We start from the raw sequence: 21,519 nt of genomic DNA, 5'->3' as shown, positions 1-21,519 counted from the left end.
TCCTTGCCGCCGCTTTGAAGGTCCACCTCATCGGCATCGGCGGCACCGGTATGGGCGCGTTCGCAGGGCTTCTACAGGAAGCCGGCCACGACGTCCGCGGTTCCGACACCCAGTTGTTCCCGCCGATGTCGACCCAGCTCGAGGCGGCCAAGATCCCCGTTTTCGAAGGGTTTCGGCCCGAAAACCTCGACTGGGAGCCGGACTTCGTGGTCGTCGGCAACGTGTGCGGCCGCGAACACGTCGAGGTCGTCGGCGCCCAGGCGCGCGGGCTCGCGCTCGAGAGCTTCCCGTCGCTGCTCGAGAAGGTGGTGCTGCCCGAGCGCCGCGCGCTGGTGGTCGCGGGCACGCACGGCAAGACGACCACGTCGTCGCTGCTGACGTGGATGCTGCAGGTCGCCGGGCTGCAGCCGAGCGCGCTGGTCGGCGGCGTGCCGATCAACCTCGGCCGCGGCTACCTGTTCGGCCGCGGCCCCTCGATCGTGCTCGAGGGCGACGAGTACGACACCGCGTTCTTCGACAAGGGCTCGAAGTTCTTCCACTACCGCCCGTTCCGCGCGATCGTCACGAGCGTCGAGTTCGACCACGCCGACATCTTCGCCGACCTCGACGCGGTCAAGGCGGCGTTCGTCCGCTTCGTCGAGCTCATCCCGCCCGAGGGCGACCTGGTGGTCTGCGCCGACGATGCCGGGGCGATGGAGGTGTCGCGCGCGGCCCGCTGCAAGGTCACGACCTACCGCGTGCTGGGCGACGGCGACGACCCGCGCTCCGCCGACTACACCTGCCGCGTCGAGGCCAAGCGCGGCCGCGGGATGATGGTGTTCGAGGTGTTCGAGCGCGGGGTCAGCCTCGGCGAATTTCAGACCACGCTGGTCGGCACCTACAACCTCGGCAACGTGCTCGCGGCGCTGGCCGTGGCCCGCCAGGAGGGCGCGTCGGTGCCGGCGCTGCACGACGCGGTGCGCCGGTTCCTCGGGGTCAAGCGGCGCCAGGAGCTGCTCGGCATCGCCAGCGGGATCCGCGTCGTCACCGACTTCGCCCACCACCCGACGGCGGTCCGCCTCACCACTACCGCGATCCGCCGCCGCTTCCCCAACGGCCGCATGTACGTGTGCTTCGAGCCGCGCTCGGCGTCGTCGCGGCGGGCGGTGTTCTCCGACGGCTACGCCGAGAGCTTCGCGGCCGCCTCGCGCGTGCTGGTCGGGCCGCTGTTCCGGCCCGAGAAGATCCCGCCGGACCAGCGCCTCGATCCGCAGGCGCTGGCCAAGGCGATCAACGCCCACGGCATCGAGGCGACCGCCCACGTCGACGTCGACGACCTCGCGCAGTCGGTGCTCGCCGAGGCCGCGCCGGGCGACACCATCCTGCTGCTCACGTCGGGCTCGTTCGGCGGGCTCGGCGAGAAGATCCTCAAGGCGCTCGGCGACGCGGTGATGTTCGCGACCCCGGAGGACCTGCCGTCGGTGCACGCGCTGTGCGCCTCGTACGGGCTGGCGCCGACGATCCCGGGCGACACCACCGAGACGCTGATCATCCGCGAGCCCGAGGGCGCGGTGGTCGGCTGCGTGTCGCTGCGCATGGTCGGCCCGCAGGCGCTGCTGTTCAACCTGGCGATCGACCGCGAGCGCCGCGGCGAGGGCCTCGGTTGGATGCTGGCCGACGGGATCCTCCGGCGCGCGCGCATGCTCGGGGTCCAGCAGGTCTACCTCGTCACCACCGACGCGACCGACTTCTTCGCCGGCAAGCTCGGCGCGACGCCGGCCTCGGTCGAGGAGATCGACCCGCAGATCCGCCGGGACCCCAACTTCGTGCTCGGCGACCGCGCCGTGTGCATGAAGATCGATCCGAGCTACAAGCGGGGATGATGACGGTCGCGCTGTTCGCCGCGTTCGCCGCGGTCGCGCTGGCGGCCGGCGCGGCCGCGGTGTGGCGCGCGCCGACGTGGGCGCCGATGGTGCTGGCGCTGGCGCTCGCCGGGGTGATGCTGCTGTACGAGGCGACCGGCCTGGCGCTGGTCACGATCGCGGCGGTGGGCGCGGCCGGGCTGGTGATGGCGGTCGCGCGCGGGCCTGTGCGCGCGGGCGCCCCCGCCGAACCCGCGGAAGGTGCTGCGCCGTCGGCGAGGCTCGGGGTGGGGCGGATCGCGGCGGTGGCGGGCGCGGTGGCGGGCCTGGTGTTCGTGCTGGTCGGGACGTGGGCGCGCCAGTTCCTGTGGACCGGCCGCGAGCTGGCGCCGGGCTCCGGGTTCGGCGAGATGCCGCGGCTGGGGGCCGCCCTCGCGGGCGCGCCTGGGCTGCTCGGCGTCGGCCTCGTGATCGTTGTGGCGGCAGCCGCGTGCGCCGGGCCGCCGCGGCATCGGATATAAGACCGCGCGTGCCCATCACCCACGTCTACTACCTGGCCAGCGGCTTGTGGCTGCTCGGGCTCGCGGGCGTGCTGCTGCGCCCCGACGGGTGGGCGCGGACGACGGCGCTGGTGGTGATGCTGGTCGGCGCGGCGACGGTGCTGGTCGGGGCCGCGCGCGCGTGGGCGGCCGCCGACATCCACGGCCTGGCGGCGCTGCTGCTCGCGCTCGCCGGCGCCTACGCGGTGGTGCTGGCGACGCTGCAGGCCGCGCCGGACCGGGAAGGTTCGTGATGGGCGCGCTGGCGGCGACGCTGCTCCCGGCCGCGGTCGGACTGGCGCTCGTCGGCCTGGTCGGGCCGCTGGAGCGGCGCTGGGGCGCGGCCTCGGCCAGCGCGGCGGCGGCCCGCGGGGCGCTGGTGGCGGCGGTGCTGGCCTGCCTGGTGCTGTGGCAGGCGATCCAGCGCAACCAGCTCGAGCACCGCCTCGAGTGGATCCGCGTCGGCCGCACGACGACGATCGACTGGATCGTCCAGCTCGACGGGCTCGGCCTGGCGCTGGCGGTGGTCGCCCTGGCGGCGCTGGTGCTCGGGGTCGTGGCCAACCTGGCCTTCGGGACAGCCGGAGGCGGCCGCCCGGGCGCGCGCCTGGCCTCGGCCGCCGGCGGCGCGCTGGTGGTGGCGAGCGGGGGGACCCTGGCCCAGCTGGCGATCGGCGTCGGCCTGGTGGTGCTGGCCCTCAGGGCATGGCCGAGCGACCATGTGTCTTCGGACATGCCCGATCGGACATGGCTGATCGGCCTGGTCGGCGCCGGGCTGTCGCTGGCGATCCTGGCCTGGCTCGGCGCCGCCGGCGACTTCGATCTGATGCGGCTCGAGCGGGCCTCGTTCGCGCAGGAGCGCTCGGAGCTGGTCCGCGGGCGGATCGGCGGGCCGCTGTTCGGGCTGCCGCCGGGGGCGGTGGCGACCCTGGCGGCCGGGGCCGCGGCGCTGGCGTGGGCGCTGGCGTGGCCGCGGCTGCTGGCGCGCGCGTGGTCGGAGGGCCCGGCGCCGGCGCTGGTGGCCACGTGCGTGGCGGGGCCGGCGCTGGCGGTCGTGCTGCTGCGGACGCAGGTGGCGCTGGCGACGGCCCCGACGGCGCTGGCGCTGCTGACCACGGCGGCGGCGGCGGCGGCGGCGTGGGCCGGGATCGAGGCGGCCAGGGCCCGCACGAGCGCGCGCGCGCTGGCGTGCGGGACCGCGGCGACGCTGGCGATCGCAACCGCGACCATCGCCATCGGCGAGCCGATCGCGGCGGCCCAGCTGCTCCTCGCGGGCGGGCTGGCGTGGGCGGCTCCGATCGCCGGGCTGTTCGCGCCGCGACCGCTGCGAGCGGGGATCGTCGGGGTGGCGGGGCTCGGCCTGGCCCTCGCGCTCGGGCCCGCAGTGGCCGCGCTGTGGAACGACCTCAGCGCGTGGTCGTCGGGCATCAACATGGTCGCGCCGGCGCTGGCGCTGGTGGGCGTGGCGGGCTCGGCGAGCGCGGTGCGACGTGTCCTCGGGGACAGGACCGATGCGCCAGGTTGGCCGCGGCCCGAGGCGCCGCCGCTGCTGCTGGGGGTCGCGGGGGCGCTGGCGATCGGGGCGGTGGCAGCCGCTCTTTGGCCGCTGGCGCCGCAGATCTGGCCGCTGTTCGTGAGCGGGCGGATGTTCGAGGGGGCCTACGCGCTGGGGCCCCGGCCCGACGCATGGATCGTGGGGCCGCGGGTCGGCGCGGGGCTGGTGGCGGCGGCGATGGCGATCGGGCTGGTGCTGGCGCCGCGGATCCGCCCGGCCAGCCGGCCGCGCTCGCGCGCCGCGGGGGCGGCCGGACCGACGATCCCGCGGCTGCTGCGGCTCGGCGAGCGGCTGGTCGGGCGCCTGACCTTGTGGCCAGGTGACGAGCGCGTGACGGTCGCGCCGGGTCGCTTCGATCTGCGCGGGCCGCTGCTGCTGGCGACCGCCGGGGCGCTGGCGATCCTCGGCTCGGTGTTCTGCAACCCCGACGTGGCGGTGCTCGGGCCGACGCGCGCGCATCCGGTCGACCTCGGCGGCCTCGACGCGGCGATGGCCGGCGCCCGCCGCGGGAGCGCGGAGGCGCCGGCGCAGCCGAGCGTCCGCGGCCCGGGGACGGCGCTGGAAGGTCAGGGCGAGGACATCGGCCCGGCTCCGCGCGGGGAGGTGCCGGCTGGCGCGGGGGACATGCTCGAAGGGGCAGATGCGCCAGGCGCGGAAGAGTCGGCGCGCGGCGGCGAGGTGCCGGCGGGGGCTGGCGCGGGGGACATGCCCGAAGGGGCAGGTTCAAGGAGCGCCGCCGGGCCGACGCGTGGCGGCGAGGTGCCCGCGGGGACGCAAGAGGCTGGCGCGAGAGACATGCGTGAAGGGGCAGGTGCGGCGCAGGCCGGCCAAGCGGTGAAGGCTGGCGCTGGGAACATGCCCGGAGGGACAGGTCCGGCGCAGGCCGGCGAGGCGGTGAAGGCTGGCGCCGGGGACGTGCCCGGAGGGACAGGTTCGGTGCAGAAGGCTGGCGCTGGGGACATGCCCGCAGGGACAGGTTCGGCGCAGGCCGCCGACACGGTGAAGGCTGGCGCTAGGGACATGTCCGGAGGAGCAGGTCCGGCGCAGACCGCCGACACGGTGAAGGCTGGCGCTGGGGACATGTCCGGAGGAGCAGGTTCGGTGCAGGTCGGCGCCTCGGGGGCGGGGCCCGCGGGAGGGCGCCGGTGAGCGTGCTGGCGGACCTGCGGCTCGTCGCGGCGCTGCCGTGGCTGGCCGCTCTGGCGGTGTTGGTGCTGCCGCGGCGGACGGCACGGGTCTGCGCCCTGGGGGCGGCGGCGCTCGGGGTGGCGGCGGCGATCGCCTGCGCGGCTGGTACGGCGGCGATCGAGGTGCCGTGGCTCGGCCGCGGGGCGGCGCTCCGCCTGGCGCTCGGCCCGCTGTCGGCGCTCGGGCTGGTGGCGACGGCGATCGCGGGGCTGCTCGCGCTGCTCGAGGAGGAGACGCGCCGCCGGGGTCGGCTGGTCGGGCTGCTGGCGCTGCAGGGGACGGTGCTGGCCGGGCTCCTGGCCGACGACGCGCTGCTGCTGGCGGCCGCGTGGGCGCTGGCGCCGGCGCTGGTGCTGGGGCTCGTGGGGGCGCGGGCGAGCGAGGCCGAGGGACGGATCGCCGGCCGGGCGCTGGCGCTGTTCCTGTCCCTCGGGGCAGGTGCGGTGCTGCTGGTCGCGGCGGGCCTGACCGTGGCTCACCGCGGCGCGAGCGGCGGGACATGGAGCGCGGCGCTGGTCGACCTGGCGAGCGTGCGCGTGCCCGAGGGGGCAGGGACGGCCCTGGCGGCCGCGCTGGCGCTGGCGGGGACGCTGGCGATCGGGCTGTGGCCGCTGCACGCGGGGCTGGTCGAAGGGACAGCCGTGGGCTCGCGCGGGACGGCGCGCCTGCTGGCGGGCCCGGTCCGCTGGCTCGGGCTCGACGCGCTGATCCGGCTGTGGGCGCCGCTGGTGCCGCTGGGCGCGGCCGTGACGGCGCCGTGGCTGGCGGCTCTGGCGACGCTGGGGGCGGTCTACGCCGGGCTGTCGGCGCGCGTGGAGGTCGACCCGGACCGCCGCGCGGCCCGAATTGCGCTGGTCGGCTGGAGCGTCGCGGTGGTCGGCGTGGCCACGCTGACGCACGAGGGGTTGGCCGGGGCGCTGCTCCTCGCGGTGGTGGCCGGGCTCGGGCAGCCGGGGCTGGCGCGCGCCGCGACGCTCACGCGCGTGGTGCTCGGCTTCGCGGCGGGGTTGGCGGGCGCGCTGGTGGTCAGCGCGGCGCTGCGTCCGGCCGAGCTGACGCTCGCCGGGCTCGGGCCTTGGTGCGCCTGCGGGGCCGCGCTGGCCCTCGGGCTGGCCGGCTCGGCGCTGATCCGGGGGACAGGTCCGAAGGGGCATGTCGTGGGGGACATGGCGCCTGCAACAGGTCCTTCGGAGCATGTCTCTGCGCGCAGGTCGGCGGCGGCCCTGGCCGTGGTGGCGGCGGTGGCGATCGCGCGGCCGAACCTGGTGCTCGCGCGCGTGGACCAGGCCGGCGAGGCGTGGGTCCGCGCCAGCGCGCTGCAGCGCTGCCTGGCGCTGGTCGACCCGCGCGTGGTGCCGGTGCTGCTGCCGCCGGTGCTGCCGACCCGCTGCGAGTCGCCGCTCGCGGGCCTGCGCGCCGGGTTGGCGACCGCGGAGGAGAGGCGGGTGCGCAGTGAGTGAGGCGCTGGTGCCGAGCGGCCGATCTGCGCGGAGGCGAGGCGAGCGCATGGCGCTGCCCCGCTGCGAATCGCTGCGCGTCAGGCTGGCGACCGCGGAGGAGAGGCGGGTGCGCGGTGAGTGAGGCGCTGGTGCCGTTCGCTTCGGTGTTGATCGTCGGGCTGTGGGGCGTGCTCAGCTTGCTGGCGGCGCGCGCGGGGCAGCCGGCGGCGCTCGGACGGCTCGCGCTCGGCCGGGTCGTGCCGGCGGGCGGGCTGGCGTTCGCGCTGGCGACGGCGCTCGCGGGGTTGACCGCGCCCGATCAGGTCGGCGAGCTGCAGGCCCGCGGGTCGCTCGTCGTCGATCGGCTGGCGGCGCTGTTCGACGCGCTGCTGATCGCGGTGTTGCTGGCGGCGGTGATCGCCGATCCGCGGCCCGGCACCGATCCGCGGGCGGCGTGGGGCCGGGGCATGCTGCTGCTCGCGGGCGCGGGGGCGATGCTGGCGGTGCGCGCGGCCGACTGGGCGAGCCTGTGCGTCGGCCTCGAGCTGGCGACCCTGGCCGGCGGGCTGTGCCTGGCCGCGGGCCGCGAGGGCGAGCCGGCGGAGGGGGCCGCGGCGGCGGGGCGCGAGTCGGCCCGAACCTGGCTCTTGGGACAGGGGCTCGGCGCGGCGCTGCTGTGGCTCGGCGTCGGGCTGGTGGTGGCGGCGACCGGGACGGTGCGGCTGCACGAGCTCGGCGCCCGCGTCGGCGCGGTGTTCCTGCGCTGGGGCGCCCACACGACGCAGGCCGCAGTGGACGTGCTGCAGGCCAAGAACGAGCTGCCGGCGGGGCTCGTCGCCCACGCCCGCGACGCCGCGGTCGAGGGCATGGCCCCGGCGGCGCTGTACATCCCGGGGGCGCTGTTGGTGCTGGCGGGGCTGCTGGTCCGCGCGGGCGTGTTCCCGCTGCTGGCCGGGCGCACGCGGGTGGCCGGGCGCGCGGGGCTGTGCGGCTGGGTGGCGACCGAGCTGGTCGTGAGGACAGCCGCGGTGGCGGTGCTGATCCGCGTGTTCGTGGCGGCCCTGCACACCCCGCGGGTGGTCTACGCGCCCTACGGCTGGGGCACCGCCGCGGCGGTGCTCGCCGGTGTCTCGGTCGTGGTGTGCGGGATCCGTGCCGTGCGGGCCGCCGATCTGCGGCGCCTGCTGGCGTGGGCCGGCGCGGCCCAGGTCGGGCTGACGCTGCTGGCGATCGCGGCGGCCGCCAACTTCGTCGCGCACGCGGGGCTGCGCGCGGGCGGGCTCGAGGTCGCCGATCACTACCTGTGGGGCCACACCGCGGCGGAGGCGGCGGTGACGGCCGCGGTGATCGGTCACGGCGTGTTCGCGCTGGCGGCGATGGCAGCGATGGCCGCGGCCGCGTCGGTGCACGCCAACCGCGGGCTGGTCGACCTGGCCGGCGCAGTGCGTCGCAGCCCGGTGCTCGCGGCGTCGCTGGCGATATGCGCCCTGGCGCTGGCGGGGCGCCGCCCACCGCCGGGCTGCCGGCGCGCTGGGGGTTGTTCACGGCTGTCCTCGAGGACAGCAACGTGTTGGTGCGGGCGATGGCCGCGGCCGCGGCGCTCGGCAGCGCGCTGGTCGGCTGGGCCTGCCTGCGCCCGTTGCTGGCGGCGCTGACGCCCGCTCCGGGGCAGGCGGAGCAGCCGACCCGACCGCGCCGCGCGGCGCTGGTGGTGGCGGCTGTCCTCTCGGGCATGCTCCTCGGGGCAGGAATCTGGGCGCAGGGCGTTTGGGACATGGCCGGAGAGGCAGCTTCGGGGATCGCGTTCCAGGCCGGGAGCAAGGGCCGTCGCGAGTGGCTGAGCCGCGCGGCGGAGTGACGGATAGCGCGGAGAGGCGGAGAGACGGGGCCGAAGCCGCGGCGCGCCGACAGGGCGGTCGCTCGCGGGGCCGGCTCGTGTCCTCGTCGAGGTGACCGACGGGGCATGTCCATCGGGTCATGCGAAGCGAGCGACCCGCGGCCAGAGCGGTCGTTCGATGAAGGCCGGGCCGGCTCGTGTCCTCGAGGTGACCGACGGGGCATGTGTTTTAGAGCATGTCCATCGGGTCATTTGAATGGAGCGACCCACGAGCCAGAGCGGGTAGCTCGATGCGGCGGGGCCCGCTCGTGTCCTTGTCGAGGTGACCGATGGGGCATGTGTTTTAGAGCATGTCCATCGGTCATGCGAAGCGAGCGACCCACGAGCCAGACCGGTCGCTCGATGACGGCCGGCTCGTGTCATCGTCGAGGTGACCGATGGGGCATGTGTTTGAGAGCATGTCCATCGGGTCATCCGAAGGAGCGACCCACGAGCGAGGCCCGCGGGCGCGGTGCGCCGGCGGGCCTCGGGTGCGGCTCCAGGCGCTGCGGATCACTCGCAGACGCTGCCCATCGCGCCGCCCTGGCCGAGCGAGCCGGGGGTGCAGGTGCCGCCCATGCAGTCGGCGTCGGTCTTGCACTCGCCGCACACGCCGAGGGTCAAGAAGCCCATGACGCTGACCTCGCCGCACTGGCCCGAGGCGCAGGCGGCGTCGGCGTCGTCCTCGCCGAGCGGGCAGAGGGCGCCGTTCTCGACGCTGCCGGGCTCGACGCACTTCTTGGCGCCGCTGAAGGCCTGGATGTCAAGCTCGGGCGTGCAGATCATGCCCATGTCGCAGTCGCCCGAGTCGGAGCACTCGCCGCAGGTGTCGGGGATGACGCCGGGGATCGGGATGTCGACCGCGGGGCCGCAGATGAGGCCGTCCTGGCAGGCGTCCTGCGACATGCACTGGTTGCCGTAGCCGCCGGCGGCGCAGGTGGCCCCGCTGGGCCCGAGCGAGCAGGAGATGCCGGTGCCGGCCTCGACGCAGTCGGAGTCCTCGTTGCACTCCGAGCAGATGCCGCCGTCGGGGAACAGCGGGCTCGTGTAGCAGTTCATCGACTCGCATTCGGCGTCGGTCGTGCACATGCCGCCGTTCGGCTGCGGGTTGCCCGGGCCGGTGGTGCCCTGCGTGGTGTCGGTGGTGATGAAGCCGGCCGACATGTTGGTGGTGGTCGGCGTGCCGGTCGTCGGATCGTCGGCGGTGGTGGAGCTCGAGGACGACGTGGTGCTGGTCGTCGGGTTGTCCGTGCCGGTCGTGGTGCTCGTGCCGTCCCCGCTGGTGGTCGAGGTCTCGGTGGCGGTCGCGCTGGTCAGCGGATCTTCGCCGCGACAGGCAGCGAGCGCGAGGGTGGCGGTGAGGACGAAGGTTGCAGTCTTGGCGAGGTTATGCGCGAGGGTCACGTTGAAGCTCCGGAACGGTCCGCGCGCATCATCCATCGCCCGATCGGAGGTTGTCTAGCTGCCGCGGAAGCGCGAGATCCATGGCCGCGAACCGCTGCGCGACGCGAAACTCGCCGCGGTGCTGCGTGAGGTGCAGAGCGTCCCGCGAGCGCTCGCCGAGGTCGCCGTGCAGCAACGCGGCGGTGATCGAACTCACCGGGTCGGCTCCGTACAGGAGCAGCGGCATGCTCGTGGGCGTCCGTGCGAGCAAGGCCGCGACCGCAGCCAGCGGATCGACGCCACGCGCGACGAGCATGCGCTGCACCAGCAGGGCTCGACCCTCGCGCGAGACGTGGGCCCACGCGCCAGGCAACGGCTCCAGCGTGGCAGCGAGCGTCGGCGGCGTGCGAGCCCACGCGCCGGGACGCCACGCGCAGACCTCGATCGCCTCGCGGTCCGTGGGGGCCGGGGACCACGGCTGTTTGGCGTGGTCGGCGAGCTCACGGTCCCATCGGACAGGTGAGATCGGGCATGTCCCATGAGCCAGGAGCGTGACGCGGCGGGCGGTAGCGACGAGGCCGAGGCGCGCGTAGAAGGCCTCGCGCTCGGGCTCGGCGAGCACGCGCAAGGCGGTGAAGCGATCGGCGAGGCGGGCGGCGGCGGCCTCGACGAGGGCGCGACCGAGGCCGCCGCCGCGCCGCGCCGCGATCACGCCGAGGCCGGCCGAGTGGGCGAGCCGGTCGGACGGATCCTGGCCGATGAGGAAGTACCCGAAGAGCATGTCCTGAGGGACATGTTCCGGAGCGCCGGCGGCGACCGCGAGGACCGAGAGCTCGCGGTCGACGTCCTCGCGCTCGAGCTTGCGCGCGAACCACCCCGGCGCCCGTTCGCCGCGGCCGAAGATGTCCTCGGCGAGGGCCGTCAGCGCGTCGGTGGCGACGCCGCGCAGGCTGCGGAGCTCGAAGTCCATCGCGCGGCGAGTCTGGCAGAGGCGCGCGGGCCAGGCGAGGGCGCCAGGGCGCCACGCTGCTGCCCTCGGCGGCTGGGCGCCGGCGCTCAGGTAAGGCCGACGGCGCGGCGGCAGCGGTCGATCGTGGCGCGGGCGATCGGGCGGGCGCGCTCGGCCGAGGCGCGGAGGATGGCCTCGACCTCGTCGGGGTGCTGCAGCAGGTGCTCGCGGCGGGCCCGGGCGGGCGCGAAGTGGGCGTCGATCTTGTCGGCCAGCAGCACCTTGGCGTGGCCGTAGCCGAACGGCTGGCCGTCGCGGGCGCCGGCGCGGTACCACTCGGCGATCTGCGCCAGCTCGGCCTCGTCGCTGAGGAGCTTGAGCAGGGCGTAGACGTTGCAGGTGTCGGGGTTCAGCGGCTGGCCGAGCGGGGTCGAGTCGGTGACGATCTGGCCGACCAGCTTGCGCAGCTTCTTGCCGGATTCGAACAGCGGCAGGAAGTTGCCGTAGCTCTTGGACATCTTGCGGCCGTCGTTGCCGGGGACGATCGGCGCGCTGCCGAGGATCGCCTCGGGACGGACGAGCAGCGGCGGGCCGCCGGCCGCGTAGGCCTCGTTGAGGTAGGTGGACATGTCCTGGGCGAACTCGACGTGCTGCAGCTGATCCTTGCCGACCGGCACGAGGGTGCCGTCGTAGATCAGGATGTCGGCGGCCATCAGCAGCGGGTAGTTGAACAGGCCGGCGTTCGGCTTGATGCCCTGGGCGATCTTGTCCTTGTAGCTGGTGGCCCGCTCCATCAGGCCGAGGCCGGTGACGCAGGCGAGCAGCCACGCGAGCTCGTGGACCTCGGGGATGTCGCTCTGGCGGAACAGCAGCGACTTGGCCGGGTCGAGGCCGAGCGCGAGGTAGGTGACCGCGGCGTCGAACACGTTCTGCCGCAGCGCCTCGGGGTTCCGCAGGGTCGTGAGCGCGTGGTAGTCGGCGATGAAGTAGAACGCCGCGCCCGGGTAGCGATCCTGCAGGGCGATGTGCTGGGCGATCGCGCCGAAGTAGTTGCCGAGGTGGAGCACGCCCGAGGGCTGGATGCCCGACAGCACGCGCGGAGCAGGGGATGGCGCTTGGGACATGGCGTTCGGGACCTGTCGTGAGGGACCTGTCGCTCGGGACCTGTCGCTCGGAACCTGTCGTGGATGACCTGGCGAAACGCTCAGGCGCGGCGGCGCGGGCCGATCACCGGCTTGCCGACCAGGGGCTGCAGCACCTCGGGCACGGCGACGGTGCCGTCCTGCTGCTGGTAGTTCTCGAGGATGGCGACGAGCGCCCGCGAGGTGGCCACGGCGGTGCCGTTCAGCATGTGGACGTGGCGCGGCTTGGGCTTGCCCTCGCCGCCGGGGCGGTAGCGGATCCGCAGGCGGCGGGCCTGGTAGTCGGTGCAGTTCGAGGTGCTGGTGATCTCGCCGTGGGCGCCGCGGCCGGGCATCCACGCCTCGAGGTCGAACTTGCGGAAGGCCGGGCCGCCGAGGTCGCCGCTGGCGATGTCGAGGACGCGGTAGGGGATCTTCAGGGCCTGGAAGATCTCCTCCTCGATGGCGAGCAGGCGCTCGTGCATCGCCTCGCTCTGCTCGGGCGTGGTGAAGGCGAACAGCTCGACCTTGGTGAACTGATGCACGCGGTAGAGGCCCTTCGACTCCTGGCCCGCGGAGCCGGCCTCGGTGCGGAAGCAGTGCGACAGGCCGGCGAGCAGCAGCGGCAGCTGCTCCTCCTCGAGGATCGCGTCGGCGAGCATGCCGCCGAGCGTGATCTCGGCGGTACCGACGAGGCAGAGGTCGCTGTCGGCGACGCTGTAGATCTGGCTCGACTCGCCGCGCGGCTGGAAGCCGAGGCCGCGCAGGATCTCCTCGCGCGCGAGGTCGGGGGTGGTGTGCAGCGCGAAGCCGTGGCGCGCGGCGACCCCGAGCGCGAAGTGCTGCAGGGCGAGGTCGAGGAGCACGGCCTCGTGCTTGAGGTAGTAGAACTTCTGGCCGGCGACCTTGGCCCCCGACTCGAAGTCGACGAGGTCGAGCGACTCGGCGACCGCGAGGTGGTCGCGCGGGGTGAAGCCCTCGGCCGCGAAGTCGCGAGGGGTGCCGACGCGGCGCAGCTCGCGGTGGTCGTCGTCGGTGCGGCCGCGCGGCGTCTCGGCGTGGGTGAGGTTGGGGACGCGGGTCCAGGCTTCGTCGCGGGCGCGCAGGGCGGCCTCGGTCTGGTCGACGAGAGATCTCGTCGGTGCGCAGCTGCTTGCCCTGCTCGATGAGGCGGGCCCGCTCGGCCGCCTGCTGGTCCTTTGGCAGCGAGCCGACCGACTTCATGGCGGCGTTGATCTGGTTCTGTTGCTGGCGGACGTCGTCCTGGCGGCGGAGGAGGCCGAGGTAGGTGGCGTCGAGGTCGACCAGGCGCGCGACGGTCTGCGCGGCCCAGTCGGCGCCCGCGGGGTCGGCGTCCGCGCCAGGGGCGAGGTCCTCGAACACGCGCGCGTGGCGGTCGCGCAGGTTCTGGGCGATCCGGGCGCTGTCTTCGCGGAGGACGTGGATGTCGAGCATGGGGCGCGGACATTAGCAGGCCCCGCGCGCGGGGGAAGGGCTCACCGACGAGGTGCCCGCGCGGGCAAGGGGTCGCTCGCGCGGCGCCAGGGGCCGCGCCGGAAATCAGCGCTTGACCCTGGAGGGCCGCTCACGCATCCTACGCCGCCCGAAAGCGCCGGCCTTCCGCCGGCCCGGGGCCGCCAAATCGCCCGAATTCGGGTGAATCAGGCCCCGCAGACCAACACTTGCCGCCACAGAGGTCCTTGCCGCCATGGGATACGGAGATAACCGCCACACGCCGAAGATGCGCCAGCGCCGGAGCCGGAACAAGCTGATCGCCCGCCTCAAGCGCAAGGCGGCCGAGGTCAAGGCGACCCGCCTGGCCAACAAGCAGCAGGTCCAGGCCGAGTCCGGCAGCAAGAAGACCAAGACCAAGAAGACCGACAAGGGCTAGTCGGTCCCGCCGCAGCGGCGGCCTGTCCCGAAGGTCAGCGCGAAAGCGCGCCGGGCAGGCCGCGACCCTCGGCCCGATGAGCGGGCGAGGGTCGGGCGAGGGCCCCGAGCGGGCGGAAATTCCGATTTCTTGAGCGGAGGGGGCGGGTGCGCCATGGTGGGATATCCCGCCGTGACCCGCTCCGTCCCCCAGCTCGCAAGCTTCGCCCTCGCCCTGATCACCGCGTATGCGGGCCTGGCGACCGCCGGTCCGCGTTCGCCCGGGCCCGCCCCGGCGCCGCAGTCGATCCGCGAGGTCGTCGAGCCGGACGAGCCGGTGTTGCCGCCGCGTCCAGGCGCGCCCTTCGCGGCGCAGACGTGGCCGCAGCGAGTGGCCGCGCGCCTGGCCGACGTGTCGGCGCGCGCGCAGGCACGCGGCTGGACGGCCGATCCGGCCGACGATCCGAGCCTGCGGCGCAAGTTGGCCGAGCTGGTCCGCCGCGCCGGTCCCGGGGTCGCGGTCCACGTGGCCGACCTGGACGAAGGGACATGGCTCTTCGACCAGAATGGCGCGGCCCGCCTGAACCCGGCGTCGAACCAGAAGGTGCTGACCGCGATCGCGGCGCTCGAGCTGCTCGGCCCCGATTATCGCTTCGAGACCCGGATGGTGCGCGACGGCGACGCGCTGGTGCTGATCGGCGACGGCGATCCGAGCTTGCAGCTGCAAGGGTTGCACGCGCTGGCCAGCAAGGCGCTGGCCGCCGAGGCGCTGGCGGGGGTGCGCCGGATCGTGATCGACGAGCGGGCTTTCTCGCCGGAGCGCTTCGGCCCCGGTTACGAGGAGCCGCCGGGCCCGGGTCCGAGCTACCTGGCGCCGAGCGGGGCGCTGTCGCTGAGCTTCAACACGGTCGAGACGACGGTGCGCACCGACGGGACGACCGTGCACGTCGAGGTGACGCCGGCGAGCGAGCACGTGACGGTGACGAACAAGGCCCGGCCGCTCCGCGGGCGCGCGCTCGAGGTGACGAGCACATGCGAGGCCGGTCGGACGGTGCTGACGGTGACCGGGGCGGCCAAGCGCAAGCCGGTGACGGTGCGGCGGCGGATCTGCGACCCCGGCAAGTTCGCCGGTGAGGCATTCGCGGCGGTGCTGCACGAGCTCGGCGGGCCGCTGTTGCCGGTCGAGTCGGGGGCGGCCTCGGCCCACGCGCGCGAGGTGGCGACGCTGGTGTCGCCGCCGCTGTCGCAGATCCTGGCGAGCGCGCTCAAGTACTCCAACAACTTCACGAGCGAGCAGGTGGTGCGCACGCTCGGGCGCCGGATGTCCGGAGAGCCAGGTTCGTGGGACAACGGCCGCGCGGCGCTGCAGGCGTTCTGGCGCGCGGCGGGCAACGATCCGCGCGAGCTGCAGCCGGAGAACGGCTCGGGCCTGAGCCTGCGCGGGCGGGTCAGCGCGCGCGGGCTGGTCCGCGTGCTGGCGCTGGCCCGCGACGAGGGCGCGGCGGCGGCGAGCATCGTGCCGGCGCTGGCCGGGGCGGGCGGCGAGGGGACGCTGCGCCTGCGCATGCCGAACGGCCGCGGGCGCGTGCGCGGGAAGACGGGGACGATCGGGGGGTGAGCGCGCTGTCGGGGATCGCGGCGACGCCTGACGGCCGCCGCGCGCTCGGCTTCAGCGTGCTGATCAACGGCAAGAACCTGGCGATGCCCCGCAGCCGGGCGCTGCAAGATCGGATCGTCCTGGCGCTGCTCGACCACCTCGACGCGGGCTGACTGATCGGACCTGTGCTTTTGTTCCTGGTGAAATAGACAGGTCCGAAAGAGCATGGCGAAGCAGACAGGTCGAAGAGACCTGGACCTGGGGAGACGCGGACCGACGATGAGCCTGGGGGTGAGAGACAGGTGCGGGCTCCGGCGATGAGCCGCGGTTCGCCGCGTCGCGTTCGCGCGGCGCCCGAGCGCGACGCAGGTGCGCGGAGGTCGTCGGGAGGTTCGTCGCGCTGTCTGCAGCGTTCGGGCACGAGGCTCGCCGGGAGCGCGATGGGTCGCGCCGCGCGGAGTTCGGCGGCGACGACGGCTCGCAGGGAGCTGCGACGCCGGCAGCGTTCGGGCGCAGCCCGGTGACGCGACGGCGGTTCGCCTGCGAGGCGAGGAGGCTCGCCGTAACCCGGCCGCGATCGCCGAAGGATGACCTGGCGAAAGAGACAGGTCCGCGCGTCCGCGGCCGGGCTCGTCCGCGGGGCGCGGGCGGGCGAGGGGCCAGGAGATCGGTCGCGTGCGGCCGGCGGGCGGCCGAGGAATGCCCGCCGAGCCTGGTGCGTCACGGCGAGGCGCCATATCGCCATCGCCGTCGCGCGGTGGTAGCGTCCACCCGCCCATGCCAGCTCGACGTCTCCTCATCGTCTTCGGCGGTCGCTCCTCGGAGCACGAGATCTCGCTCCGCAGCGCGACCGAGATCCTCAAGGCCATCGACCGCCAGCGGTTTACGCCGATCCTGCTCGGGATCCGGCGCGACGGCAGCTGGTGGACGGGCCCGGCGGAAGGGTCGCTCGAGGCGGTGCTCGAGCACGGGGAGGCGGTGTCCGACCTGCGCAAGCTGGCGCCGGACCTGGTGTTCCCGGTGCTGCACGGGCCCTACGGCGAGGACGGGACGTTCCAGGGGCTGCTCGAGGTGCTGGGCCTGCCGTACGTCGGCTCGGGCGTGCTGGCGTCGGCGCTGTGCATGGACAAGGCGCTGCTCAAGCACGTGCTCGGGTCGCAGTCGCCGACGATCCCGGTGGTGCCGTGGGTCGAGGTCGACGCGCACGGGCTCGGCACGGCGGCGCAGCGGCAGGAGATCGTCGACGCGATCGTCGAGGGGGTCGGGTTCCCGTGCTTCGTCAAGCCGGCCAACCAGGGCAGCTCGGTCGGCATCAGCCGCGTCGACGAGGAGGCCGGGCTGTGGCGCGCGCTGACGCTGGCGTCGCGCTACGACGCCAAGCTGGTGGTCGAGAAGGGGATCGACGCCCGCGAGATCGAGCTCGCGGTGCTCGGCAACGGCGACGCGCACACGCTGGTCAGCGCGCCCGGCGAGATCGGGCTGCCGGCCGGCGAGTGGTACGACTACGAGAACAAGTACCTGAAGGACGCGGCGACCCTGCAGATCCCCGCCGACCTGCCCGAGGCCGCCGCCGAGCGCCTGCAAGACCTGGCGCTGCGCGCGTTCCGGGTCGCCGGCTGCAAGGGCCTGGCCCGCATCGACTTCCTCGTCGACCGCCAGACGCTCCAGCCGTACCTCAACGAGATCAACACGATGCCCGGCTTCACGACGATCAGCATGTACCCCAAGCTGGTCGAACGGGCAGGGGTGCCCTACGCCGAGCTGATCAGCCAGCTGTGCGAGCTGGCCCTCGCGCACCACGCGGCGCGCAGCAAGCTCAGCGTGACGCGCTGAGGGCGCGGCGTCACGAGAGACCCGGGGCACTTCGAGCGGAGCGGCGAGCGGGAGTCGTACGTTCGCAGCGGCCTGCCGCGCTTGTTCAGCCACCGCTCGCGCGCGCGAGAGGGTCGCTTCGAGCGGAGCGCGGCGAGCGTGAGTGGTACGTGCGCAGCGGCTGCCGCGCTTGCTCTGTCCCCTCTGGGCATGCCGTCAAGGACATGTCGCTTTGGACATGCCGCGAACGACATGCCCGATCGGCCATGCCCTTCAGAGCATGGTCCAGGGGACACGTTCGCCCCAGCCGAAGGCGGCCATCAGGGCGGCGAACACCAGGATGTTGAGCAGCCAGACCAGCGCGGCGAGGGCGGCGGAGCCGAGCCAGCCGGTCTCGGCGACGGCGCGGCGGGGGTGCCCGTGGACCCAGCCGAGCAAGTAGACCGGCGCGAACACCAGCCACAGCGCGGCCTGGCCGACGAACAGGGCGGTCACCAGCGCCTCGTGGCGCTCGGGGCAGGTGCTCGCCAGCAGGCCGAGGACGATCAGCGTGGCGGCGGTGGCGAGGCCTGCGGGGACGAAGCCGAGCAGGAGGGCGCGATCGATCGGCCATAGCAGGTTGTCGGACGCGGCGCTCGGCTCGAGACCCGGCATGCTCTCAGTGTCCCCGCGGTGGGGCGCCCGGGCAAGCCGCGGCGGCGCTTCACGCGAAGAGCAGGCGCAGCGCTTGCTCGCGCGGGACGGCGGCGAAGGCCGCGAGCTCGAGGAAGAAGTCGCGGCCGAGGTCGGCGCGGCTCGAGGCGGACACGAGCGGACCGATGGCGCGCAGGACGGCGAAGCGGCGCTCGCGCGGGAGGGCCGCCAGGCGAGCGCCGACGTGATCGAGCTCCGGTCGCTTCGACAGGTACTCGCGCGCGAGCACGTCGCGGCGCTCGGGCGTGAGCGGCAGGCGACCCAGCAGCGCGCGGTACTGATCGATCTCGTCGGGGTCGAGCACGCCGTCGAGGTGGATCATCACCGCCGCGAAGGCGGCGATGTGCTCGCCGAGATCGGCGGCCTGCTCGGTCCACTGCCGACGCCAGCGCGCCAGCTCGTTCGGCGTGACGCCGAGCTGGGCGGCGATCCGCTCCATCATAGCGACCTCGGCCGCGCTCGCCTCGCCGTCGGCCAGCGCCATCGCCCAGGCCCGCTCGAGCGTGGTCTCGGTGAACGCCGGCAGCGGCGGCGGGAGGTCGTCGAAGATGCGGTGGAGCGCGTTGAGGTCGCCGAGCTGCTTGAACCACCGCCGGCTCTCGGCCTCGTCGAGGTGCTCGTCCAGCATGGTCAGGATCAGGTCGGCCTCGCCGAGCTTGATCTCGCCGTCAGCGTGGGCGATGAGGCCGCAGGCGACGAGGATCCACTCCTGCTCGGGGGTCAGGTGCATGGCGCGTCTCCGCGGCCAGCGTACAACGGATCGCCGCCGTCGGGGCTGAATCGGCCCGCCGAGCGTGGGCGTGAATTCGCGCACGCGCGGCCGGCAGCTCGAGCGCTGCGGGGCTCTCGTGACGTCAGCCGTCGAGGCCGCAGTAGCGCAGGCACTCGTCGGGGGGATCGGCGAGCCTGTAGACGTAGTAATCGCCGCAGTTCCGCACCTGGATCGTGGCCTCCCACTGGCACTCGACGTCCCACGCGAAGCAGACCTGGCGATCGACGACGCCCTCGTCGACGATCGGGTGGACGCCGACCATCCAGCCGGGAGCGTCGGTGCCGCAGTCGAACGGCTTGAGCGGGGTGGTCGGCATCAGCGTGCCGGCCGGGCCGGTGAGGCGGTACCACTTGTTCTCGAGCACCTTGTCACACTTGGTGACCTTGCCCGGGCCGTCGTTGAAGGTGGAGTTGCGGTCGGGCTCGGCGAGCGGCACGTAAGTCAGGCACTCGGCGGGCAGCTCCTTCTGGCACTTGTCGTCGCAGCCGTCGAGCGGGACGACGTTGCCGTCGTCGCAGGTCTCGATGTCCGGCTCGACCTGGCCGTCGCCGCAGTGCGGCCCGAGCGAGGCGCAGCCCGGGCGCAGCCGCCGTAGCTGCCGTCGTTGACGCCGTCGTCGCAGACCTCGTCGCTGTTGTGGACGAAGCCGTCGCCGCAGCTGGCCTGCGAGCAGTCGACCAGGCAGTCGTCGTTGTTGTCGAGGTTGCCGTCGTCGCAGGCCTCCATGTCGGGCCACAGGTAGCCGTCGCCGCAGTACGCCGCCATGCACTCGATGCAGCCGTCGTCGGTGCTGAGGTTGGCGTCGTCGCACTCCTCGAACACCGCGTGGGTGAAGCCGTCGCCGCACGAGTAGGGGACGCAGCTCGACAGGCAGTTGTCGTCGTCGAGGGTGTTGCCGTCGTCGCACTGCTCGCCGTCGTCGACCTTGCCGTTGCCGCACAGCATCACCGGCGCGACCTCGCAGGCGATCGTGCAGCCGTCGTCGTCCTGCGAGTTGCCGTCGTCGCACGCTTCGGCGCCGAGCTGGACGAAGCCGTCGCCGCAGCGGGCCGGCTGACACTGCGCGGTGCAGGTGTCGGAGTTGTCGCGGTTGCCGTCGTCGCACTCCTCGGCGCCGCTCTGCACGAAGCCGTCGCCGCACACCGCGAGCACGCAGCCGTTCAGGCAGGCGTCGGAGTTGTCGAGGTTGCCGTCGTCGCAGGTCTCGCCCGGGTCGACCTCACCGTTGCCGCACTGCGAGGCCGGCCCGGTGCTGGTGTCCTCGGTGGTGGTCGGCTCGGTGCCCGCGGCAGTGGAGGCGTCGCCGGTGCTGTCGCTGTCGGTGACGAGCGAGCCACTGGCGTCGGTGACGGGGGTCTGGCCGGTGTCGTTCGAGCACCCCGCCTGCAGCGCGACAACGCCCGCCAGCAGCGCCACCAAACCCACCCGTTGTCCGCCGCGTCCGGCCCAAGCCATGATTTTTCCACTACCACCGATCCCGGGGGCCGGCAACCGCGGGCGCGCGCGTGGCGTGTCGCGGGCGTAACAAAGCGCGGAGCGCCTGGGGCGTCCGCGCAGACCTCGGACCACTCATGACCTCGCCCGCGCCAGCGGAAGTGCTCGCGCGCGCGTCATCTGTCCCGAAGGACAGATGAGTTCAACGCGCGCGGTAGACGATGCGACCGCGCGTCGGATCGTACGGCGTGACGCCGACGGTGACGCGGTCGCCGAGCACGACCTTGATGCGAAAGCGCCGCATCTTGCCGGCGAGGTGGGCGAGGACGTGGTGGTCCGGATCGATCTCCACCTTGAATAACCCGCCTGTGAGAACCTCGGTGACGGTTCCCTCAAATTCGATCAGATCGTCCTTGCTCATTCGCGGGGGACTGTATGGGTCCCTCCGGTGTCGCGCAACGGGGGGACGCAGGGATTTCGGCGGAGCCCCGTCACGCACGCGGCCGACCGGAGGCGGCGTCACGCCGGGCTGACGGGGGAAACTCGTGCGTTTGCGCGCGACTTCGCCTGGCCCGCAGACCCGGCTCAGGCGCCTGGCGGAGGCACGAGCAGGCCGCGTGACTCGAGCAACCCGACGATCGCGGCCGCGTGCTCGTCCGGCGAGGCGCCGACGGCGACACGCGCTTCAGCCTCGGCTGCGGGCCCTGCGTCCGCATGAGCCGGGCTCGCGTCCGCGGGCACATCGGGCGAGCTCGCGTCGGTGCGAAACAGCAGGTGCAGGTCCGGCGCACCCGGCGGCTCGTAAGGGGCGTCGATACCGCTGAAGCCGGCGATCTCGCCGGCGCGCGCGCGACGGTACAGGCCCTTGGGGTCGCGGGACTCGCACACGGCGAGCGGGGCGTCGACGAACACCTCGAGGAAGCGCCCCGCGGGCAGCGCTCGCGCACGCGGGCTCGGTCGTCGCGGTAAGGGCTGATCGCGGCCACGAGGACGATGAGGCCGGCGTCCTGCAACAGGCGCGCGGCTTCGCCGAGGCGGCGCACGTTCTCGGCCCGATCTTCGGGGGAGAAGCCGAGATCTCGACACAGGCCGAAGCGCAGGTTGTCGCCGTCGAGGATGTAGCTGTGGCGGCCGCGGGCGTGAAGCTGGGCGTCGACCCGCGCGGCGATCGTGCTCTTGCCGGCGCCCGAGAGGCCGGTGAGCCAGACGACCACGCCTCGCTGGCCGAGCCGCTGCGCGCGCTCGTCGGGGCCGATGGCGGCTTGGTGCCAGCGAACGTTGGTCGCGACCTGGTTCAAGGGACCTCCACTTATGACACACCGGACCGGCCCCGCCCAGGCCGATCCGCCGCGGCCGGCGCCGAGAAACGGGGCGCCGAGAGCTTGACCTGGATCGCCCCGCGGGTAACCTTCGGCCGCGCCTGGCTGGCCCGGATACGGGCGAGACGGGCG

General features: G+C 74.0%; 19 protein-coding genes and 2 pseudogenes. 11 read left to right on the top strand and 10 right to left on the bottom strand.

Annotation, left to right across the window (positions count from 1 at the left end; genetic code table 11):
- Positions 1 to 14 precede the first annotated feature (14 nt).
- The 7 genes from OV079_RS14050 to OV079_RS14020 all read left to right on the top strand — a co-directional run bounded on the left by OV079_RS14050 (position 15) and on the right by OV079_RS14020 (position 8,420).
- The gene (locus tag OV079_RS14050; RefSeq protein WP_267768942.1) at positions 15 to 1,862 is read left to right on the top strand and encodes a GNAT family N-acetyltransferase; all 1,848 of its coding nucleotides are present in this window, start codon (positions 15 to 17) and stop codon (positions 1,860 to 1,862) included.
- Positions 1,859 to 2,362 (top strand): hypothetical protein, encoded by a 504-nt coding sequence (locus tag OV079_RS14045; protein WP_267768941.1) that lies wholly within the window; start codon positions 1,859 to 1,861, stop codon positions 2,360 to 2,362. Before OV079_RS14050 ends, OV079_RS14045 begins: the two co-directional genes overlap by 4 nt.
- An 8-nt stretch (positions 2,363 to 2,370) precedes the next feature.
- Positions 2,371 to 2,634, top strand: coding sequence for a hypothetical protein (locus tag OV079_RS14040; RefSeq protein ID WP_267768940.1), 264 nt, complete (start codon positions 2,371 to 2,373; stop codon positions 2,632 to 2,634).
- On the top strand, positions 2,634 to 5,084 hold the full coding sequence (locus OV079_RS14035) for a hypothetical protein (protein ID WP_267768939.1): 2,451 nt from the start codon (positions 2,634 to 2,636) through the stop codon (positions 5,082 to 5,084). The genes OV079_RS14040 and OV079_RS14035 overlap by 1 nt, the downstream gene beginning before the upstream one ends.
- On the top strand, positions 5,081 to 6,583 hold the full coding sequence (locus OV079_RS14030) for a hypothetical protein (protein WP_267768938.1): 1,503 nt from the start codon (positions 5,081 to 5,083) through the stop codon (positions 6,581 to 6,583). The genes OV079_RS14035 and OV079_RS14030 overlap by 4 nt, the downstream gene beginning before the upstream one ends.
- Before the next feature lie 128 nt (positions 6,584 to 6,711).
- Positions 6,712 to 8,217 (top strand): hypothetical protein, encoded by a 1,506-nt coding sequence (locus tag OV079_RS14025; RefSeq protein WP_267768937.1) that lies wholly within the window; start codon positions 6,712 to 6,714, stop codon positions 8,215 to 8,217.
- Complete coding sequence (locus OV079_RS14020; RefSeq protein WP_267768936.1) at positions 8,145 to 8,420, top strand: hypothetical protein; 276 nt, start codon at positions 8,145 to 8,147, stop codon at positions 8,418 to 8,420. The genes OV079_RS14025 and OV079_RS14020 overlap by 73 nt, the downstream gene beginning before the upstream one ends.
- A gap of 531 nt (positions 8,421 to 8,951) precedes the next feature.
- Here OV079_RS14020 and OV079_RS14015 read toward each other — a convergent pair.
- The 4 genes and pseudogenes from OV079_RS14015 to serS form a co-directional block, all read right to left on the bottom strand.
- On the bottom strand, positions 8,952 to 9,842 hold the full coding sequence (locus tag OV079_RS14015; RefSeq protein ID WP_267768935.1) for a hypothetical protein: 891 nt from the start codon (positions 9,840 to 9,842) through the stop codon (positions 8,952 to 8,954).
- Between the two features lie 28 nt (positions 9,843 to 9,870).
- Positions 9,871 to 10,791: a GNAT family N-acetyltransferase gene (locus OV079_RS14010; RefSeq protein WP_267768934.1), complete on the bottom strand. Its 921-nt coding sequence runs from the start codon at positions 10,789 to 10,791 to the stop codon at positions 9,871 to 9,873.
- 86 nt (positions 10,792 to 10,877) lie between these two features.
- Positions 10,878 to 11,894, bottom strand: coding sequence for a tryptophan--tRNA ligase (gene trpS, locus OV079_RS14005; protein ID WP_267768933.1), 1,017 nt, complete (start codon positions 11,892 to 11,894; stop codon positions 10,878 to 10,880).
- A gap of 80 nt (positions 11,895 to 11,974) precedes the next feature.
- A pseudogene (serS, locus tag OV079_RS14000) lies at positions 11,975 to 13,346 on the bottom strand (serine--tRNA ligase).
- 253 nt (positions 13,347 to 13,599) lie between these two features.
- Here serS and OV079_RS13995 point away from each other — a divergent pair.
- From OV079_RS13995 to OV079_RS13980, 4 genes are all read left to right on the top strand, one after another.
- Entirely contained in the window at positions 13,600 to 13,782 is a 183-nt protein-coding gene (locus OV079_RS13995) for a hypothetical protein (RefSeq protein ID WP_267768932.1), read from the top strand.
- 171 nt (positions 13,783 to 13,953) lie between these two features.
- Positions 13,954 to 15,378 carry a D-alanyl-D-alanine carboxypeptidase/D-alanyl-D-alanine endopeptidase gene (gene dacB / locus OV079_RS13990; RefSeq protein ID WP_267768931.1) on the top strand — a complete coding sequence of 475 codons (1,425 nt, stop codon included), beginning with the start codon at positions 13,954 to 13,956 and terminating at the stop codon, positions 15,376 to 15,378.
- Entirely contained in the window at positions 15,375 to 15,530 is a 156-nt protein-coding gene (locus tag OV079_RS13985) for a hypothetical protein (protein ID WP_267768930.1), read from the top strand. The genes dacB and OV079_RS13985 overlap by 4 nt, the downstream gene beginning before the upstream one ends.
- 604 nt (positions 15,531 to 16,134) lie before the next feature.
- Positions 16,135 to 17,190: a D-alanine--D-alanine ligase family protein gene (locus OV079_RS13980; protein WP_267768929.1), complete on the top strand. Its 1,056-nt coding sequence runs from the start codon at positions 16,135 to 16,137 to the stop codon at positions 17,188 to 17,190.
- 252 nt (positions 17,191 to 17,442) lie between these two features.
- Here the strand turns inward: OV079_RS13980 and OV079_RS13975 are convergent, their stop codons facing one another.
- The 6 genes and pseudogenes from OV079_RS13975 to cysC form a co-directional block, all read right to left on the bottom strand.
- Positions 17,443 to 17,823: a hypothetical protein gene (locus tag OV079_RS13975; protein ID WP_267768927.1), complete on the bottom strand. Its 381-nt coding sequence runs from the start codon at positions 17,821 to 17,823 to the stop codon at positions 17,443 to 17,445.
- Positions 17,824 to 17,872: 49 nt separating this feature from the next.
- Positions 17,873 to 18,592 (bottom strand): tellurite resistance TerB family protein, encoded by a 720-nt coding sequence (locus tag OV079_RS13970; protein WP_267768926.1) that lies wholly within the window; start codon positions 18,590 to 18,592, stop codon positions 17,873 to 17,875.
- Between the two features lie 124 nt (positions 18,593 to 18,716).
- Positions 18,717 to 19,160: a hypothetical protein gene (locus tag OV079_RS13965; RefSeq protein WP_267778538.1), complete on the bottom strand. Its 444-nt coding sequence runs from the start codon at positions 19,158 to 19,160 to the stop codon at positions 18,717 to 18,719.
- Positions 19,076 to 20,089 (bottom strand): DUF4215 domain-containing protein, encoded by a 1,014-nt coding sequence (locus OV079_RS13960; protein WP_267768925.1) that lies wholly within the window; start codon positions 20,087 to 20,089, stop codon positions 19,076 to 19,078. Before OV079_RS13960 ends, OV079_RS13965 begins: the two co-directional genes overlap by 85 nt.
- 181 nt (positions 20,090 to 20,270) lie before the next feature.
- Entirely contained in the window at positions 20,271 to 20,489 is a 219-nt protein-coding gene (gene infA / locus OV079_RS13955; RefSeq protein WP_096334112.1) for a translation initiation factor IF-1, read from the bottom strand.
- A gap of 350 nt (positions 20,490 to 20,839) precedes the next feature.
- Positions 20,840 to 21,366: pseudogene (gene cysC, locus OV079_RS57865) on the bottom strand (adenylyl-sulfate kinase); the annotation flags it as partial.
- Positions 21,367 to 21,519 lie beyond the last annotated feature (153 nt).

This window comes from Nannocystis pusilla (assembly GCF_026626665.1).
Taxonomy (GTDB): domain Bacteria; phylum Myxococcota_A; class Polyangia; order Nannocystales; family Nannocystaceae; genus Nannocystis; species Nannocystis pusilla.
This window is presented reverse-complemented; position numbering and strand designations above follow the sequence as displayed.

Bases quoted from the DNA above. Each gene is read 5' to 3' on its own strand.
- trpS (WP_267768933.1), bottom strand. From the start codon at position 11,894: ATGTCCCAAGCGCCATCCCCTGCTCCGCGCGTGCTGTCGGGCATCCAG.
- OV079_RS14045 (WP_267768941.1), top strand. From the start codon at position 1,859: ATGATGACGGTCGCGCTGTTCGCCGCGTTCGCCGCGGTCGCGCTGGCG.
- OV079_RS13995 (WP_267768932.1), top strand. From the start codon at position 13,600: ATGGGATACGGAGATAACCGCCACACGCCGAAGATGCGCCAGCGCCGG.
- OV079_RS13975 (WP_267768927.1), bottom strand. From the start codon at position 17,823: ATGCCGGGTCTCGAGCCGAGCGCCGCGTCCGACAACCTGCTATGGCCG.
- OV079_RS13970 (WP_267768926.1), bottom strand. From the start codon at position 18,592: ATGCACCTGACCCCCGAGCAGGAGTGGATCCTCGTCGCCTGCGGCCTC.
- OV079_RS13980 (WP_267768929.1), top strand. From the start codon at position 16,135: ATGCCAGCTCGACGTCTCCTCATCGTCTTCGGCGGTCGCTCCTCGGAG.
- OV079_RS13960 (WP_267768925.1), bottom strand. From the start codon at position 20,089: ATGGCTTGGGCCGGACGCGGCGGACAACGGGTGGGTTTGGTGGCGCTG.
- OV079_RS14035 (WP_267768939.1), top strand. From the start codon at position 2,634: ATGGGCGCGCTGGCGGCGACGCTGCTCCCGGCCGCGGTCGGACTGGCG.
- infA (WP_096334112.1), bottom strand. From the start codon at position 20,489: ATGAGCAAGGACGATCTGATCGAATTTGAGGGAACCGTCACCGAGGTT.
- OV079_RS14020 (WP_267768936.1), top strand. From the start codon at position 8,145: ATGGCCGCGGCCGCGGCGCTCGGCAGCGCGCTGGTCGGCTGGGCCTGC.
- OV079_RS14010 (WP_267768934.1), bottom strand. From the start codon at position 10,791: ATGGACTTCGAGCTCCGCAGCCTGCGCGGCGTCGCCACCGACGCGCTG.